The sequence below is a fragment of the Paenibacillus sp. YPG26 genome (genome assembly GCF_023704175.1).
In the GTDB taxonomy this organism is placed as follows: Bacteria; Bacillota; Bacilli; order Paenibacillales; family Paenibacillaceae; genus Fontibacillus.
In genome coordinates this window covers 3,370,918-3,387,860 of the sequence record NZ_CP084530.1, presented here as the reverse complement: position 1 = coordinate 3,387,860, position 16,943 = coordinate 3,370,918, and the positions used below count along the sequence as shown (strand labels likewise).

At 48.5% G+C, this 16,943-nt stretch carries 16 protein-coding genes and 1 other annotated feature; all 16 genes read left to right on the top strand.

Annotation, left to right across the window (positions count from 1 at the left end):
- Positions 1–59: 59 nt before the first annotated feature.
- The 16 genes from cysS (at position 60) to rpoC (ending at position 16,785) form a co-directional block, all read left to right on the top strand.
- Positions 60–1,463 carry a cysteine--tRNA ligase gene (gene cysS / locus LDO05_RS16160; RefSeq protein ID WP_251376336.1) on the top strand — a complete coding sequence of 468 codons (1,404 nt, stop codon included), beginning with the start codon at positions 60–62 and terminating at the stop codon, positions 1,461–1,463.
- Complete coding sequence (locus LDO05_RS16155; RefSeq protein ID WP_251376335.1) at positions 1,460–1,918, top strand: Mini-ribonuclease 3; 459 nt, start codon at positions 1,460–1,462, stop codon at positions 1,916–1,918. Before cysS ends, LDO05_RS16155 begins: the two co-directional genes overlap by 4 nt.
- 36 nt (positions 1,919–1,954) lie before the next feature.
- Positions 1,955–2,140, top strand: a complete 186-nt coding sequence (locus tag LDO05_RS16150; protein ID WP_251376334.1) for a hypothetical protein — start codon at positions 1,955–1,957, stop codon at positions 2,138–2,140.
- A gap of 330 nt (positions 2,141–2,470) precedes the next feature.
- Positions 2,471–3,226: a 23S rRNA (guanosine(2251)-2'-O)-methyltransferase RlmB gene (gene rlmB / locus LDO05_RS16145; RefSeq protein WP_251376333.1), complete on the top strand. Its 756-nt coding sequence runs from the start codon at positions 2,471–2,473 to the stop codon at positions 3,224–3,226.
- Positions 3,227–3,233: 7 nt separating this feature from the next.
- Positions 3,234–3,755 carry an NYN domain-containing protein gene (locus tag LDO05_RS16140; RefSeq protein WP_251378762.1) on the top strand — a complete coding sequence of 174 codons (522 nt, stop codon included), beginning with the start codon at positions 3,234–3,236 and terminating at the stop codon, positions 3,753–3,755.
- A 159-nt stretch (positions 3,756–3,914) separates the two neighbouring features.
- Positions 3,915–4,562 (top strand): RNA polymerase sporulation sigma factor SigH, encoded by a 648-nt coding sequence (gene sigH / locus LDO05_RS16135; RefSeq protein WP_251376332.1) that lies wholly within the window; start codon positions 3,915–3,917, stop codon positions 4,560–4,562.
- A 433-nt stretch (positions 4,563–4,995) separates the two neighbouring features.
- Positions 4,996–5,145, top strand: a complete 150-nt coding sequence (gene rpmG / locus LDO05_RS16130; protein WP_127200915.1) for a 50S ribosomal protein L33 — start codon at positions 4,996–4,998, stop codon at positions 5,143–5,145.
- Between the two features lie 21 nt (positions 5,146–5,166).
- Positions 5,167–5,358, top strand: coding sequence for a preprotein translocase subunit SecE (gene secE / locus LDO05_RS16125; protein WP_068620446.1), 192 nt, complete (start codon positions 5,167–5,169; stop codon positions 5,356–5,358).
- A gap of 22 nt (positions 5,359–5,380) precedes the next feature.
- Entirely contained in the window at positions 5,381–5,914 is a 534-nt protein-coding gene (gene nusG, locus LDO05_RS16120; protein ID WP_251376331.1) for a transcription termination/antitermination protein NusG, read from the top strand.
- A 77-nt stretch (positions 5,915–5,991) separates the two neighbouring features.
- Positions 5,992–6,417, top strand: a complete 426-nt coding sequence (rplK, locus tag LDO05_RS16115) for a 50S ribosomal protein L11 (protein WP_127200917.1) — start codon at positions 5,992–5,994, stop codon at positions 6,415–6,417.
- Positions 6,418–6,494: 77 nt separating this feature from the next.
- Positions 6,495–7,187 (top strand): 50S ribosomal protein L1, encoded by a 693-nt coding sequence (gene rplA, locus LDO05_RS16110; RefSeq protein ID WP_251376330.1) that lies wholly within the window; start codon positions 6,495–6,497, stop codon positions 7,185–7,187.
- Positions 7,188–7,273: 86 nt separating this feature from the next.
- Positions 7,274–7,423: a sequence feature (ribosomal protein L10 leader region), on the top strand.
- Between the two features lie 144 nt (positions 7,424–7,567).
- Positions 7,568–8,077: a 50S ribosomal protein L10 gene (gene rplJ, locus LDO05_RS16105; RefSeq protein ID WP_251376329.1), complete on the top strand. Its 510-nt coding sequence runs from the start codon at positions 7,568–7,570 to the stop codon at positions 8,075–8,077.
- A gap of 62 nt (positions 8,078–8,139) precedes the next feature.
- On the top strand, positions 8,140–8,502 hold the full coding sequence (gene rplL / locus LDO05_RS16100) for a 50S ribosomal protein L7/L12 (protein WP_127200920.1): 363 nt from the start codon (positions 8,140–8,142) through the stop codon (positions 8,500–8,502).
- 147 nt (positions 8,503–8,649) lie between these two features.
- Positions 8,650–9,249 carry a class I SAM-dependent methyltransferase gene (locus LDO05_RS16095; RefSeq protein WP_251376328.1) on the top strand — a complete coding sequence of 200 codons (600 nt, stop codon included), beginning with the start codon at positions 8,650–8,652 and terminating at the stop codon, positions 9,247–9,249.
- Positions 9,250–9,587: 338 nt separating this feature from the next.
- Entirely contained in the window at positions 9,588–13,133 is a 3,546-nt protein-coding gene (rpoB, locus tag LDO05_RS16090; protein WP_251376327.1) for a DNA-directed RNA polymerase subunit beta, read from the top strand.
- A gap of 37 nt (positions 13,134–13,170) precedes the next feature.
- A complete protein-coding gene (gene rpoC / locus LDO05_RS16085; protein ID WP_251376326.1) occupies positions 13,171–16,785 on the top strand; it encodes a DNA-directed RNA polymerase subunit beta' in 3,615 nt (1,204 codons plus the stop codon).
- Positions 16,786–16,943 lie beyond the last annotated feature (158 nt).

Below are 16,943 nucleotides of genomic sequence, written 5' to 3'. Positions count from 1 at the left end.
CTATACAGCAAGCAGCAGGGTTCAGACACCCGTATCTCAAGAAACGAAAGGATGTTAGTATGGCACTTCACATCTACAATACACTAACCCGCAAGAAGGAAAGGTTCGTCAGCCAGGAGCCGGGCAAAGCCAAGGTGTATGTATGCGGACCTACCGTTTACGGTTATATTCATATTGGGAATGCGCGTCCGGCTATCTTTTTTGATGTGGTACGCAGCTATTTGGAAGCATTGGAATATGACGTGAACTTTGTTGTCAACTTTACGGATGTCGATGATAAGCTGATTCGCAAAGCGGATGAGATGGGCACGACAGTCCCAACTGTCGCGGAGACATTCATTAAGGCTTACTATGAGGACCTGGAAGGGCTCGGGATTCCCCGCGCGACCGCCAATCCGCGGGTTACGGAGAATATGACCTTGATTATTGATTTTATTAAGGAGCTTGAGCGCAGAGGGTATGCTTATGAGCAGGGGGGCGACGTCTTCTACCGCACTGGCAAATTCGAGGAATACGGCAAGCTGTCCCATCAGAACATTGAGGAGCTGCAATTCGGCATCCGGATCAATGTGGATGAGCGCAAAGAGAATCCACAGGATTTCGTGCTCTGGAAAGCGGCCAAACCGGGTGAGATTTATTGGTCCAGTCCTTGGGGCGATGGTAGACCAGGCTGGCATATTGAATGCTCTGCGATGGCCCGCGAGCTGCTTGGGGACACACTGGACATTCACGGCGGAGGTCAGGATCTGCAGTTCCCTCACCATGAGTGCGAGGTAGCCCAGTCTGAGGCTGTTACCGGCAAGCCGCTTGCGAACTACTGGATGCATAACGGATTCATTAATATCAGCGGAGAAAAAATGTCGAAGTCCCTCGGCAATGGTGTGCTTGTCAAGGATCTTCGTAACATGTATAAGCGGGAAGCTATCCGCTACTTCATGCTCTCCAGCCATTACCGGAATCCGCTGAACTTCACAGAGGAGACCATGGAGCAGGCCGAGAAAAGCGTAGAGCGTATCGCAAATGCGGTGGTTAACCTGAATCATCGTCTTCAGGCGGTTGGAGACACGGGCAGTGAAGTATCGCCTGAACTGGCGGCTAAGCTTGCTGCCATTCGTCAGCTGTTTCACGATAAGATGCAGGACGATTTCAATACCCCTGATGCCATTACAGCTGTATTTGAATGGGTGAACGAGGTGAACTGCCTGCTGAGTCAAGCGGTTGTCAGCAGTGCGGATCTGATTGCCGCCAAGCAAGTGTTCGATGAGATGAATAAAGTGCTGCGGATCTATACGGCTGAAAGCGCAGAGCTTCCTTCAGAAGATATCGAGCGTCTCATCACCGAGCGTGCTGAAGCGCGGAAGAACAAGAATTGGGCACGTGCCGATGAAATCCGGGACCTGCTTGATGCTGAGGGCATCCTGCTTGAGGATACACCACAGGGTATGCGGTGGCGTCGTAAATGACAGATACTGGCGATATGAACAGCGGCCTCACTGGAGCGCCGCTGTGGTTCCCTTACCCGTCATCCAAGCCGGCCCGGCTGCTCCCTCCCTTGGCACTGGCCTATATCGGCGATGCCATCTTCGAAGTAGCAGTCCGGCAGTATGTCATCTCGCGGCCTAACCTGCGTCCGCATCACTTGCACGTGCAGTCAACCAAGTTCGTCTCCGCCAAGGCCCAGGCCACGCTGCTCTCATTGATCGAGCCAGAGCTTACGGAAGCCGAGCTTGACGTCGTACGTCAGGGCCGCAACGCCAAATCCGGCAGCGTGCCGAAGAACGCGAACGTCATCGATTACCGTCACGCCACCGCGTTCGAGGCATTGATCGGTTACCTGTATTACGGCGGCGAGCAAGACCGGATGATCTATCTGATCACCTATGGACTTGATCTGATGCTGTCCGGTCCCAAGACTTAGATCTTGGGGAAGTAAGCAAATCCCGCAGGGAGAGCGATGCCGAGCACGGAAGACCAGAAAGAGCTCAATCAGCAGCACCAAGCTCTGCGCAGACGTGAGCCGAGTCCCGCAGGGAGAGCGATGCCTAGCACGCAAGATCAGTACTGCATAATCAGCAGCAGTCACGCCCAGTGCAGGGGCGCCGAAAGTAGAGCGGGCCCCAAGGGGGCGGCAAGCGGCTAACCGCTCGCAGCCGGCCCGGGTGCCCAAAGCCCAGCGTATCACGCCAACGGAAACAGGCAACTAAACACCGCAGCAAGTAAAGCGGGCCCCAAAGGGGCGGCAAGCGCTCCTCCCACCCAGCCGGCTAAACCCCGCCTCTATATACACCTATTGTTATTCCAATTCCGGGTGTCCAGAGGGCGTAGCCCTTGGGGCCCTCCTAAAGGTTTTCCCAAAGGGAAAACCACGTCGTAAGCATATGCTTAGGTAAGGGAGGGTTTGGGAGGGTTGTGAAAAAAAATTAAGGGAGCCCGAGGCCCCCCTCGGAATCCTACTTTGGAGGATATACAGGTGGACAACACGAACGAAGACTGGATCGGCGGCAAGCATTCCCTGCTTGAGGCGCTTCGCGCCGGCCGCACAATTAACAAAATTCTGATAGCCGAAGGTGCTCAGAAGCACTTGACACAGCCTATTATTGCCGAAGCCAAAAAGAATGGCATTGTCGTTCAACATGTGGACAGACGTAAGCTGGATCAAATGGTGCCGGATTTGCAGCATCAAGGCGTTGCAGCCCAGGTGGCTCCGTATGCGTATGCCGAGGTGGAAGACCTTCTCGCGAGAGCCGCGGAGAAGGAAGAAGCTCCTTTTTTACTCCTGCTCGATGAGATTGAAGACCCTCATAACCTGGGTTCTATTCTTCGTACGGCTGAATGTACGGGCGTCCATGGAGTAATCATTCCGAAGCGGCGGTCCGCATCAATAACTTCAACAGTGTCCAAGACCTCAGCGGGCGCAGTGGAGTATGTGCCTGTGGCCCGGGTAACAAATTTGGCCCAGACTATGGAGCAGCTGAAGGAAGCGGGAGTATGGATTGTTGGAACGGATGTTACTGCCAAAGAGGAAATTTATGATAACGGCGTATTTACCGGGCCTGTAGCCATTGTGATTGGGAACGAGAATAAGGGCATGGGCCGACTGATCCGGGAAAAATGTGACGTTCTTCTTAAGCTGCCAATGGTTGGCCGGCTTAATTCGCTCAATGCATCCGTTGCCGCGGGTGTAATCATGTACGAGACTCTTCGCAGACGCAAGAGTCAGGGATAGGCTCATGATGGAGGAGATGCGGGATGTTCTCCTTGTAGATGGATACAACATGATCGGAGATTGGCCGGAGCTGACCAAGCTGTCCAAGATTGGGCTGCAGGAAGCCAGGGACAGACTGCTGGAGAGACTGGCGGATTATCAGGCTTATACCGGCAGGCATGTGATCGCTGTTTTTGATGCTTACCGGGTACCGGGGCATGGCAAATCTTTTGCACAGAATAAGATACAGATCTACTTCACAAGTGAAAAAGAAACTGCCGATGAGTGTATAGAGCGGCTCGTACGCGAGCTTAGCCACCGGCGTCGCCAGATATATGTTGCGACTAGTGACCTAGTTGAACAGCATGTGATCTTCGGTCAGGGCGCCTTGCGTATTCCGGCAAGGGAATTATTGACCCAGGTGGAACAGATTGAGCGGGAGATTCAGTCGAAAATTGCCGAGGATCGCATGAATTCAAGCCGGAATACGCTTGGAGGAAAGCTTAGTCCTGAAGTGAAAAAGATGTTCGAACGTTGGCGTAGAGAGTAGAAAGGCACATTCCGATATGCTTCCAATAGCTCTTGACAAAGTTCGACTTTACAAAATTTAGGACTTATGTGGTTGACGCTGTTACACCCCATCATATATACTGATCGTATACTTGATTGAAGTGACGGGGCACTGTGCGTTGCAGCCGGAGGGATTGTGTTGAGTGTCGACCTCAAAGTAATGATGAAATTTGACTATGAGATTCAAAGTGATGAAGACATTGTCGAGGCAGTCCGGGAAGGCGACAGCGAAGCACTGGAGTACTTGATCAATAAGTATCGCAGTTTCGTCAGAGCCAAGGCAAGATCCTATTTCCTAATAGGAGCTGACCGGGAGGATATTATTCAGGAAGGCATGATCGGTCTTTATAAATCGATCAGAGACTTCAAGGGTGATAAGCTTGCTTCCTTTAAGGCTTTCGCCGAGCTATGTATTACCAGGCAGATTATAACTGCGATCAAGACAGCCACCAGGCAGAAGCATATTCCTCTCAATTCGTACGTATCTTTGGACAAGCCTATCTATGACGAGGACTCCGATCGTACTCTGCTGGATGTAATATGCGGCACGCAGGTGTCTGATCCTGAAGAACTTATTATCAATCAAGAAGAGTTTGTTGGACTGGAAGACAAGATGTCCGAAATCCTCAGTGACCTGGAGCGTAAGGTACTGATGCTCTATCTGGACGGAAGATCTTATCAGGAAATTGCGGTCGATCTTAGACGGCATGTGAAATCAATAGATAACGCTCTTCAGCGTGTTAAGCGGAAGCTTGAACGATATTTAGAAGTTCGCGACGAACTATAGCAGCAAGTAGAGAAAGGACTCATGATGGAGTCTTTTTTTCTTTTCACTCTTAATCTAGGGGATATTGGCTTTCTACCTTCAATTCGCTGAGCTAGATTCGTAATCAGGATGTTTAGAGGTAGGGACAAGGGTTCATACTGAGACATGAGTGGGAAGTGGCTTCAGAGTGAAAAAGAACAATATCGGCAGGCAGGATCCGCACAGGAACAAGGCCATTCTTTCATTGACACGGCTATACCCTTATGATAAAGTGTTTTAGGTAGGCCAAATTTCGCGCTTGCTTTTTTTGAATTAAGGAGATTTAGGCATTTGCTTGATTTTTCCTGGATTTCGGATGAGGCGGAGCGACCTTAGGCCTCTCTGAACGGCCCGACTATGTCGGGATCAATATAGAGACTTCTGTAAGAAAGAATGTCTTCGGGAGGTGCACATCATGCGGGTAATTATCACGTTGGCTTGTACGAACTGCAAACAAAGAAACTACACGACAACGAAAAACAAGCGTAACCACCCCGACCGCATGGAGATGAAGAAATTTTGCAAGTTCTGTAACGAGCAATTTCCTCATCGCGAAACCAGATAGTCTTTGGAGGTGTAGGTGCGGATGAAACGTAGTTTCAAGTCGATGTTTTCTTTTTTCTCTGAAAGCTGGGCTGAGCTTAAAAAAGTTCGCTGGCCTAATCGTAAAGAGCTGACGAATTATACGCTGATTGTCCTCGGTACAATCGTAGTTGTCGCAATTTATTTTTGGGTTCTTGACATCGGCATTTCCGCTGTGATCAACGCGATTATTTAAGAAGGGTCCCAGGTGGCTTGATATGGAAAAAAGATGGTATGTGGTTCATACCTATTCCGGGTATGAGAATAAAGTCAAAGCCAATTTGGAAAAACGCGTTGAGTCTATGGGCATGGAAGACAAGATTTTCCGGGTTCTTGTTCCTATGGAAGAAGAGATCGTGAACAAAGACGGTAAGAAGAAGACCGTTATGCGTAAAGTTTACCCTGGTTATGTCTTGGTGGAAATGATCCAGACTGACGATTCCTGGTATGTTGTCCGCAATACACCGGGAGTTACAGGTTTCGTCGGCTCGACAGGTTCCGGTTCCAAACCGACACCTTTGCTTCCTGAAGAAGTGGAACAGATTCTGAACCACATGGGCATGGAAGAACCGAAGCCGGTTATTGAGTTTGAACTCAAGGAATCTGTACGTATTAAGGTTGGTCCTTTTGCTAACTTTGTTGGGTCTGTTGAAGAAATACTGACCGACAAGAGCAAAGTGAAGGTTCACGTCAACATGTTTGGACGGGAAACCCCGCTTGAGCTTGATTTTACTCAAGTGGAGAAGCTATAGTTTTCTTAAGGTTTTCTGTGGGAGGGATTGACGAGTTTGATCCCGGGTACCACTATTAGTGCAAGGAGGTGTTTTACATGGCTAAAAAGATCATTAAAGTTGTAAAACTGCAAATTCCTGCGGGGAAAGCGAATCCAGCACCTCCGGTAGGTCCGGCGCTGGGTCAAGCAGGTGTCAACATCATGGCATTCTGTAAAGAGTTCAACGCTCGTACTGCCGATCAAGCAGGTCTGATCATTCCGGTTGAAATTTCGGTATTTGAAGATCGTTCTTTCACTTTCATTACCAAGACTCCACCGGCTGCAGTATTGCTTCGCGTAGCTGCTAAGATCGAGAAGGGTTCTGGTGAACCTAACAAGAAGAAAGTAGCAACTGTGAACCGTGCGACTGTACGTCAAATCGCGGAACAAAAAATGCCTGACCTTAACGCAGCTTCTGTTGAAGCAGCAATGCTTATGGTTGAAGGTACTGCCCGTAGTATGGGTATCACAATCCAAGACTAATCTTTTGGATGCTGCCGGACAAGTCCGGCCAACAAGTGGGAGGAATATCCGCTAATACCACAAAGGAGGAAATTTAAATGGCTAAACACGGTAAAAAATACCTTGAAGCTGCTAAGCTGATTGATAGTGAAGCAACTTACGAGCCTGCTGAAGCCGTTGAACTGGTTAAGAAGGCAGCTACTGCTAAATTCGACGAGACTGTTGAAGCCGCAGTACGTTTGGGTGTAGACCCTCGTAAACAAGACCAAGCTGTTCGTGGTGTAGTTGTATTGCCACACGGTACTGGTAAAACTCAACGTGTCCTTGTATTCGCTAAAGGCGAGAAAGCAAAAGAAGCGGAAGCTGCTGGTGCTGACTACGTAGGCGATCAAGACGTTATCAACAAAATCCAACAAGGCTGGTTCGAGTTCGATGTGTGTGTAGCAACACCGGACATGATGAGTGAAGTTGGTAAATTGGGTCGTCTTCTCGGGGGTAAAGGTTTGATGCCTAACCCTAAAGCGGGAACAGTTACATTTGATGTAGCTAAGGCGGTTCAAGAAATCAAAGCGGGTAAAATCGAATACCGTCTTGATAAAGCAGGTCAAATTCATGCACCAATCGGCAAAGTATCTTTTGATGCTGAAAAGCTGAATGAGAACCTTAAAGCTCTCATCGATGCATTGAACCGCGCTAAACCAGCGGCTGCTAAAGGCGTATACTTGAAGAACATCGCGATCTCTTCGACGATGGGACCAAGTGCCCGTGTGAACACTACATCTTACAGATAAGATTTATTACCACTGGTAATAAATTCAGGGTTGACTCTAGAGTATACCCTCTGGTATAGTGAAGTGGTTGCATTGATTTCAACAATTAAATGTGAATATGCTTACCGTAGACAGTAGGTGCCTTGCGGCTTAATTTCCTACCGAGGTGTTGTGATAGAGATTCGGACTTTGCAGTATTCTGTGAATGATGATTTATCAGGCCTTCGTGATTCTACGGAGGCTTTTTTGATGGGCATCAGACAGGGCGGTAACGTAGTGATCTGAACCCAACAAAGAACTTCCTCATATAAACGGCTTGTCCGTTATTGCAGGAGAGCGTCAGAGACAGTCGACAGAGATGAACGACCGGCGCTCAGTAAATCTAACAGGAGGTGTACAGTTTGGCAAATGCAAAAGTAATTCAAGCAAAACAAGATGCCGTTGACGTGGTAACTACTAAGCTGCGCGAGAGCGTAACAACTGTTGTTGCTGACTATCGCGGTCTGAATGTTTCTCAAGTAACCGAACTTCGTAAGCAGCTTCGTGAAGCTGGTATCGAATTCCAAGTACTGAAGAACTCGATCGTTCGCCGTGCGACTGCAGCTGCAGAATTGACAGAACTGGATGAAGTTCTGACAGGTCCAACAGCAATCGCATTCAGCGCGGATGATGCAGTAGCTCCAGCTAAAATTCTTAACGATTTCGCTAAGAAGAATGATGCTCTTAAAGTTAAGGGTGGCGTGGTTGAAGGCCGTGTAGTCGGCGTTGACCAAATCAAAGCTCTTGCAGAGCTTCCTTCACGCGAAGGTCTCCTTTCCATGCTCCTCAGCGTGCTTCAAGCTCCTGTGCGCAACTTCGCGCTTGCAGTTAAAGCCGTTGCTGACAAAGAAGAAACTGGCGCTAGCGCGTAAGAATCTTTTTGATCTAGTAATTTAACAAAAAAACTATAAAATTATATAACGGAGGTTCTACCATGAGTAAAGAAACAATTTTGGAAGAAATCAAAGGTATGACTGTTCTTGAACTTAACGATCTCGTTAAAGCAATCGAAGAAGAATTCGGCGTAACTGCAGCAGCTCCAGTAGTTGTAGCAGGTGGCGGCGGTGGCGAAGCAGCTGCTGAGCAATCCGAGTTCGACGTAATTTTGACAAGCGCTGGCGCTTCCAAAATCAACGTAATCAAAGTGGTTCGCGAAATCACTGGTCTTGGTCTGAAAGAAGCAAAAGACCTGGTTGACAACGCTCCAAAAGCATTGAAAGAAAAAGTATCTAAAGAAGATGCTGAAGCGGTTAAAGCTAAATTGGAAGAAGCAGGCGCTTCTGTAGAAGTTAAGTAATTCTACTTCTCCCGCACAAACCCCTTGAAGATATTCAAGGGGTTTGTTTTTATATAAGTGAGGGTTTCTGGACAAACTTGGAGTGAATCATTCTTATCGATATTATAGAAAGATAGGTTATCGAATATATCAACCTGGAGGAAGAAGATGTCCGATCATTATTATTCCAGTAAGCCGGTGACGGCTCATAACCGCAAGACCTGGGAGGCGACGCTAAGAGGCAGGCTCTATAAGTTCGTGAGCGATGCTGGAGTGTTCTCCAAGCAAGGGGTAGACTTCGGAAGCCGTGTATTGATTGATGCTATGGAAATTCCTGAGGATGCTAGCGTTCTGGATGTAGGCTGTGGATACGGTCCAATGGGAATGGCTGCGGCAGGGCTTGCCTCACGGGGGCGAGTGACCCTGATTGATGTGAATGAACGTGCTATTGAATTAGCCAAAGAGAATGTCTCGAATAATGGAATCAAGAACGTCACGGTGATCCAAAGTGATCTCTACAAGGCGCTCGGTGATGAGAAGTTTGATGTAATATTAACGAATCCACCAATACGAGCAGGCAAGGCAACGGTTCATGCTATCTTTGAAGGAGCCGCAGACAGGCTTAATGAAGGTGGTTCACTGTGGGTAGTAATTCAAAAGAAGCAGGGAGCCCCTTCGGCGAAGGAAAAGCTGGAATCCTTATTTGGGGAAGTTGAGGAAGTTACCAAAGAGAAGGGTTACCGAATCTTTAGGGCTACAAAAAAATAAGGCTATTGACTTGGGATTATGAGTGTGATATTATTGTAAAATGTCAGTATTAGGATGCCCTACATGGCTTTAGTCTGCTGAAATGTCAAGCATAATTTCGTGAGTAGAGGTTCACTGATCTTCTATAAACGTATATAATGCCCAATTTTGGCAAGTCTACTGATAATGAGGACATCGACAGGAAAGGCACTAATAATGATGCTCTTTTTTCGAAAGCATTCGATAAGGGCTTTTCTTTATTTGTGCAGGAATCCGTTTCTATGGACTTTATTATATAGGGACAAACACGGGTTCGCAATGAAATTTTTAAGTGAGTAGACATGAGGGGTGAGTTTAAGTTGGCAGGACATCTTGTTCAATATGGTCGACGCACTCGGCGTAGTTATGCGCGAATTAACGAGGTACTCGAGGTTCCGAACCTGATTGAGATCCAACAAAAATCATACGAGTGGTTTTTGGAGGAAGGTCTTCGGGAAATGTTTCAGGACATCTCGCCGATACAGGATTTTACCGGCAATTTGATTCTGGAATTTATCGACTACAGTCTTGGTGAACCAAAGTATACGGTAGACGATGCGAAAGAGCGTGACGTTACGTATGCTGCACCACTTAGAGTAAAAGTCCGGCTCATTAATAAAGAAACCGGCGAAGTCAAAGAGCAGGAAGTGTTCATGGGGGATTTCCCGCTGATGACGGAAACCGGCACCTTCATTATCAATGGTGCAGAACGGGTTATTGTCAGCCAGTTGGTCCGCTCCCCTAGCGTCTATTTCAATACCAAAATAGATAAGAACGGCAAGAAGGCCTACACTGCGACGGTAATTCCTAACCGTGGTGCATGGCTTGAGCTTGAGACGGATGCTAAGGACATTATTTATGTCCGGATCGACCGTACTCGTAAAATACCTGTAACTGTATTGCTTCGCGCACTCGGTTTTGGTACGGATGCTGAGATTCTAGACCTTCTCGGTAACGATGAATATATCCGCAATACGCTGGACAAAGACAATACGGACTCCACGGAGAAAGCGCTCATTGAAATTTATGAACGTCTTCGTCCGGGCGAGCCTCCTACACTTGATAATGCAAGAAGTTTGCTGGTTGCGCGTTTCTTTGATCCGAAGCGTTATGATCTGGCGAACGTAGGCCGCTACAAAATCAACAAAAAGCTTCATATTAAGAACCGTCTCTTTAACCAACGCCTTGCAGAGTCCCTGATTGATACATCAACAGGTGAGATTATTGCAGAAGCGGGTCAAATGGTTGATCGCCGTTTGCTGGATGAGATTCTTAAGAACCTGGAAGAGGGAGTTGGCTTCAAGACTTACCATGTAGCTAATGGTGTGCTTGAAACTGAGGATGTGCCTCTACAGACTATTGATGTATTCTCTCCAATTGAAGATGGTAAAGTTGTTAAAGTCATCGCTAACCGCGATATCGATAAATCAGTTAAGAACATTACGCCTGCTGATATTATCTCCTCAATCAGTTATTTCATTAACCTGCTGCATGGAATCGGAAGCACGGATGATATCGACCATCTGGGTAACCGCCGTCTACGCTCTGTTGGTGAGTTGCTGCAGAACCAGTTCCGTATCGGTCTATCCCGTATGGAGCGCGTAGTTCGTGAGAGAATGTCCATCCAGGATGCTAATGTAATTACACCGCAGGCTCTAATCAACATTCGTCCGGTTATTGCCTCAATCAAAGAGTTCTTCGGAAGCTCCCAGCTGTCCCAGTTCATGGACCAGACGAACCCGCTGGCGGAACTTACGCATAAGCGCCGTCTGTCTGCACTCGGACCTGGTGGTTTGACCCGGGAACGTGCGGGCATGGAAGTGCGTGACGTTCACCACTCTCACTATGGCCGTATGTGTCCGATTGAGACACCGGAAGGACCGAACATCGGTCTGATCAACTCCTTGTCCACATTTGCCCGTATCAATGAGTATGGCTTCATTGAAGCGCCATATCGTTGGGTAGATCCTAAGACAGGTAAAGTTACGGAGCAAATTTCTTACTTGACTGCGGATGAGGAAGATAACTACGTTATCGCGCAGGCCAATGTCGAGCTCAATGAAGACGGCAGCTTTAAGGAAGAACAAGTCATTGTTCGTTATAACAAGCAGTCCGATAACATTTTGACTATGCCTAGTGACCGCGTTGACTACATGGATATCTCTCCGAAGCAGGTAGTGTCTGTTGCTACAGCGCTGATTCCTTTCTTGGAGAACGATGACTCCAACCGCGCACTCATGGGATCGAACATGCAGCGGCAGGCTGTACCACTTCTAATTCCTAAGGCACCTCTTGTAGGGACGGGAATGGAGCACAAGTCTGCGAAAGACTCTGGTGTATGTATAGTTGCTAAGTATGACGGGATCATTGAGCGTTCGGCAGCTAATGAAATTTGGCTGCGCCGCGTTGAGACGGTCGAAGGCAAGGAAGTCAAAGGCGACCTTGTTAAATATAAATTACACAAATTTATGCGTTCGAACCAAGGGACATGCATTAACCAGCGTCCAATCGTCAAGAGAGGCGATATCGTCAAGAAGGGTGATATCCTTGCTGACGGCCCTTCCACAGAGATGGGTGAATTGGCACTGGGCCGCAATGTGGTCGTGGCCTTCATGACTTGGGAAGGTTACAACTATGAGGATGCGATTCTCCTTAGTGAGAAGCTCGTCAAAGAAGATGTATATACATCGATCCACATTGAGGAGTATGAATCCGAAGCGCGTGACACGAAGCTTGGACCGGAAGAAATTACACGCGATATTCCTAACGTAGGTGAAGAAGCTCTTAGAAACCTCGACGAGCGCGGAATTATTCGTGTAGGTGCTGAGATCAGTGCCGGTGATATTCTGGTTGGTAAAGTTACACCAAAGGGTGTTACTGAACTGACTGCGGAAGAGCGCTTGCTTCATGCGATTTTCGGTGAGAAGGCTCGTGAAGTTCGTGATACTTCCCTGCGTGTACCGCACGGTACTGACGGTATCGTTGTGGATGTTAAGGTCTTCACTCGTGAGAACGGGGATGAACTGCCGCCAGGTGTTAATCAACTGGTTCGTGTATATATTGCCCAAAAACGTAAGATTTCCGAAGGTGACAAAATGGCCGGACGACATGGTAACAAGGGTGTCGTAGCGCGTATTTTGCCAGAGGAAGATATGCCGTTCATGCCTGACGGAACACCAGTGCAGGTTGTTCTTAACCCGCTGGGGGTACCTTCACGGATGAACATCGGGCAGGTGCTTGAGATCCACCTGGGTATGGCCGCAATGAAGCTCGGTATCCACGTGGCAACACCAGTCTTTGATGGAGCGAACGAGTACGATGTGTTCGATACCATGGAAGAGGCAGGTATGCAGCGTAATGGTAAAACCGTTCTGTATGATGGCCGTACGGGTGACAGATTTGAACGTGAAGTTACAGTAGGCGTCATGCACATGATCAAGCTCGCTCACATGGTTGACGATAAGATCCATGCCCGCTCTACAGGTCCTTACTCACTCGTTACCCAACAGCCTCTGGGTGGTAAAGCTCAGTTCGGTGGACAGCGTTTCGGGGAGATGGAGGTATGGGCGCTTGAGGCATATGGTGCGGCGTACACTCTCCAGGAGATTCTCACAGTTAAATCCGATGACGTGGTGGGACGGGTTAAGACCTACGAATCCATTGTCAAAGGCGAGAATGTGCCGGAGCCAGGCGTTCCTGAGTCCTTCAAAGTATTGATCAAAGAGCTTCAAAGCTTGGGTATGGACGTGAAAATCCTGAGTGAGAATGAAGAAGAGATCGAAATGAGAGAAATAGACGATGAAGAGGATGCTGCAGGCGACAAGCTTAGCTTGAACCTGGAGGGCTCTGAAGTCGGCGTAGAATAGCATTACAAATCAGGATTTGGTTAAGGAGGGATGCTCTTTGTTGGACGTCAACAATTTCGAGTTTATGAAAATTGGGCTTGCTTCCCCAGATAAAATTCGTTCTTGGTCCCGCGGAGAAGTGAAGAAGCCGGAGACGATTAACTATCGTACGCTGAAGCCGGAGAAAGAGGGGCTCTTCTGCGAGAAAATTTTCGGTCCTACAAAAGACTGGGAATGTCACTGCGGTAAGTACAAGCGTGTGCGTTACAAAGGCGTTGTCTGCGATCGCTGCGGCGTTGAAGTAACACGTGCGAAGGTCCGCCGTGAGCGCATGGGTCACATCGAGCTGGCTGCTCCAGTTTCTCATATATGGTATTTCAAAGGGATTCCAAGCCGTATGGGATTGGCTTTGGATATGTCCCCTAGATCACTGGAAGAGATTATTTATTTTGCATCATATGTTGTAACAGATCCTGGCGATACGCCGCTTGAGAAAAAGCAGCTCCTGTCCGAGAAGGAATACCGCAGCTACCGTGAGAAATACGGCTACGGCTTCCAAGCCGGTATGGGTGCCGAAGCAGTTAAGAAGCTTCTGCAGGATATCGACGTGGAGAAAGAGCTTGATTTCCTGAAGGAAGAACTGCGTACTGCTCAAGGTCAGCGTCGTAACCGTGCGATCAAACGTCTTGAAGTTATCGAAGCCTTCCGCAACTCCGGCAATGAGCCGGAGTGGATGATTCTGGACGTTCTTCCGGTCATCCCTCCGGAACTTCGTCCGATGGTTCAGCTCGATGGCGGACGTTTTGCAACCTCTGACCTTAATGACCTGTACCGCCGCGTAATCAACCGGAACAACCGGTTGAAGCGTCTCCTGGATCTCGGAGCACCTGATATTATCGTCCAAAACGAGAAGCGGATGCTTCAAGAAGCTGTTGATGCGCTGATCGATAACGGCCGCCGCGGGCGTCCTGTAACTGGTCCTGGTAACCGTCCGCTCAAATCTCTCAGCCATATGCTGAAAGGTAAGCAAGGACGCTTCCGTCAGAACCTGCTCGGTAAACGGGTTGACTATTCTGGTCGTTCCGTTATCGTCGTAGGTCCTTACCTGAAGATGTACCAATGCGGACTGCCTAAGGAAATGGCACTTGAGTTGTTCAAACCATTCGTGATGAAAGAGCTTGTCAACAAAGGACTTGCTCATAACATCAAGAGCGCGAAGCGCAAGGTTGAACGTGTCAGCCCTGAAGTATGGGACGTACTCGAAGAAGTGATCAAGGAGCATCCGGTTCTTCTGAACCGTGCACCGACGCTTCACCGTCTGGGTATCCAAGCGTTCGAGCCTATCCTGGTAGAAGGACGCGCGATTCGTCTTCACCCGCTCGTATGTACGGCTTACAATGCCGACTTTGATGGTGACCAAATGGCGGTTCACGTTCCTCTGTCAGCGGAAGCGCAAGCAGAAGCTCGAATCCTGATGCTGGCATCGGGTAACATCCTGAACCCGAAAGATGGCAAGCCAGTTGTTACTCCATCCCAAGATATGGTCCTTGGATCCTTCTACCTGACAATGGATGATAACCAGGCTAAAGGTTCAGGCATGATTCTGGGAAGCGTGAACGAAGCCGTGTCCGCTTACCAGCGTGGAGCAGCATCCCTGCATGCACGTGTCGTTATTCCGGCTAAAGCCTTGAATAAAGAAGGATTTACACCTGAACAGCAAAAAGCGCTGTTGGTAACTACGGTAGGGAAAATCATTTTCAATGAAATCTTCCCATCCAGCTTCCCTTACATTAACGAAGCTACCCGGGATAACCTGTTCAATGGTACACCGGATCGCTACTTTGTACATGAGAAGGGTGCGGATCTCGCAGAACGTATCAATGATCCTGCTATTGCAGGAGCTGTTGGTAAGGAGTATCTGGGATCCATCATTGCACGCTGCTTCGAGACTTATCACACGACCGAAACGTCTGTGATTTTGGATAGAATCAAACAGCTTGGATTCACGTATTCTACGCGTGCGGGTGTAAGTATTGCCGTATCTGACGTTATAGTACCTGAAGAAAAAGCAACCATTATGCGCGAATCCGATGAGAAAGTACGTGTAGTTACGAACCAGTATCGCCGCGGCTTGATTACGGATGAAGAGCGTTATGACCGTGTAATTGACATCTGGTCCAAATCCAAGGACCAGTTGACAGAAGTCCTCATGAAATCGATGGACCGCTTCAACTCCATCATGCTCATGGTTGACTCCAAAGCGCGGGGTAACAAATCGCAGATCACTCAGCTGGGTGGGATGCGGGGTCTGATGGCGACACCATCAGGACGTATCTATGAGCTTCCGATCAAAGCGAACTTCCGTGAAGGTCTTACGGTCCTCGAGTACTTTATCTCGACTCACGGAGCACGTAAAGGTCTGGCGGATACAGCTCTTCGTACAGCTGACTCAGGTTACCTGACCCGCCGTCTGGTTGACGTTGCACAGGACGTTATCGTTCGCGAGGACGACTGTGGAACAGATAAAGGGATTACAGTATCCCGTATCCAGGATGGTAAGGAAATCATCGAGGATCTCTTCGACCGTATTGAAGGACGCTACTCGTTCCAGACGATCAAGCATCCGGAGACAGGCGAGGTTATTGTGGCTCGTAATGAGCTCATCGATACAGATCGTGCGAATGCCATTGTGAATGCCGGTGTAGAGAAGCTCCAGATTCGTTCTGTACTGAGCTGTCGTGCCCGTCATGGTGTTTGTAAGAAGTGTTATGGCCGTAACTTGGCTACAGGCAAGTTCGTTGAGATCGGTGAAGCGGTGGGTATCATCGCAGCCCAATCCATCGGAGAGCCGGGAACCCAGCTCACGATGCGTACGTTCCATACCGGGGGCGTTGCGGGAGACGATATCACTCAAGGTTTGCCGCGTATTCAGGAGCTCTTTGAAGCCCGGAATCCGAAAGGTCAGGCCACAATCAGTGAACTTGATGGTGTAGTCAAAGAAATCCGTGAAGCTAAGGATCGCCGTGAAATTGAGATCCAAGGTGAAGCGGAGACTAAGGTCTACTCCGTAACTTACGGTTCTCGTCTTCGCGTAAGCGAAGGTCAAGAGATCGAAGCCGGAGATGAGCTTACCGACGGTTCTATCGACCCTAAAGAAATTCTGCGCATCAAAGGTATCCGCGGCGTACAAAACTACATTTTGCAAGAAGTGCAGCGTGTATACCGTAACCAAGGCGTAGAAATCAACGATAAGCACATTGAAGTTATGATCAAGCAGATGCTTCGCAAGATCCGTATTGTGGATGCTGGAGATACTACACTCCTTCCAGGCTCATTTGTGGATATTTACGAATACGAGACTGCGAACAAAGAGGCGATCCTGTCGGATAAAGAGCCTGCTGTAGCTAAACCGGTCTTACTCGGGATTACCAAGGCTTCGCTTGAGACAGACTCCTTCCTGTCGGCCGCTTCCTTCCAGGAGACGACCCGGGTTCTTACCGATGCTGCTATCAAAGGTAAAGTTGATAAGCTGCTCGGCTTGAAAGAGAATGTTATTATCGGTAAGCTGATCCCGGCAGGTACGGGTATGAACCGTTACCGCAGTGTTCAGTTTGACGATCAAGAAGAAGGCGACGTATCTGCTGAGAATCTTGAGACAGTATCGGTAGAATAGATTACAAGGATAGACTGGTGGAGCAGCTTATGAAGGGCAACATCCCGTATACGGCTGCTCCCCGTATTATTTAATAAGTGCTTGACATCGCCCAATGCAAATGCTACTATAGCAAAGGTGCGTGAGTAGCGGTAATTCCCTGTATTTTTGGAGGATTC

Excerpts from the sequence above, each read along its gene's own strand:
- cysS (WP_251376336.1), top strand. The coding sequence starts at position 60 with ATGGCACTTCACATCTACAATACACTAACCCGCAAGAAGGAAAGGTTC.
- rplA (WP_251376330.1), top strand. The coding sequence starts at position 6,495 with ATGGCTAAACACGGTAAAAAATACCTTGAAGCTGCTAAGCTGATTGAT.
- LDO05_RS16150 (WP_251376334.1), top strand. The coding sequence starts at position 1,955 with ATGCCGAGCACGGAAGACCAGAAAGAGCTCAATCAGCAGCACCAAGCT.
- nusG (WP_251376331.1), top strand. The coding sequence starts at position 5,381 with ATGGAAAAAAGATGGTATGTGGTTCATACCTATTCCGGGTATGAGAAT.
- rpmG (WP_127200915.1), top strand. The coding sequence starts at position 4,996 with ATGCGGGTAATTATCACGTTGGCTTGTACGAACTGCAAACAAAGAAAC.
- LDO05_RS16140 (WP_251378762.1), top strand. The coding sequence starts at position 3,234 with ATGGAGGAGATGCGGGATGTTCTCCTTGTAGATGGATACAACATGATC.
- LDO05_RS16155 (WP_251376335.1), top strand. The coding sequence starts at position 1,460 with ATGACAGATACTGGCGATATGAACAGCGGCCTCACTGGAGCGCCGCTG.
- rplK (WP_127200917.1), top strand. The coding sequence starts at position 5,992 with ATGGCTAAAAAGATCATTAAAGTTGTAAAACTGCAAATTCCTGCGGGG.
- secE (WP_068620446.1), top strand. The coding sequence starts at position 5,167 with ATGAAACGTAGTTTCAAGTCGATGTTTTCTTTTTTCTCTGAAAGCTGG.
- LDO05_RS16095 (WP_251376328.1), top strand. The coding sequence starts at position 8,650 with ATGTCCGATCATTATTATTCCAGTAAGCCGGTGACGGCTCATAACCGC.
- rplL (WP_127200920.1), top strand. The coding sequence starts at position 8,140 with ATGAGTAAAGAAACAATTTTGGAAGAAATCAAAGGTATGACTGTTCTT.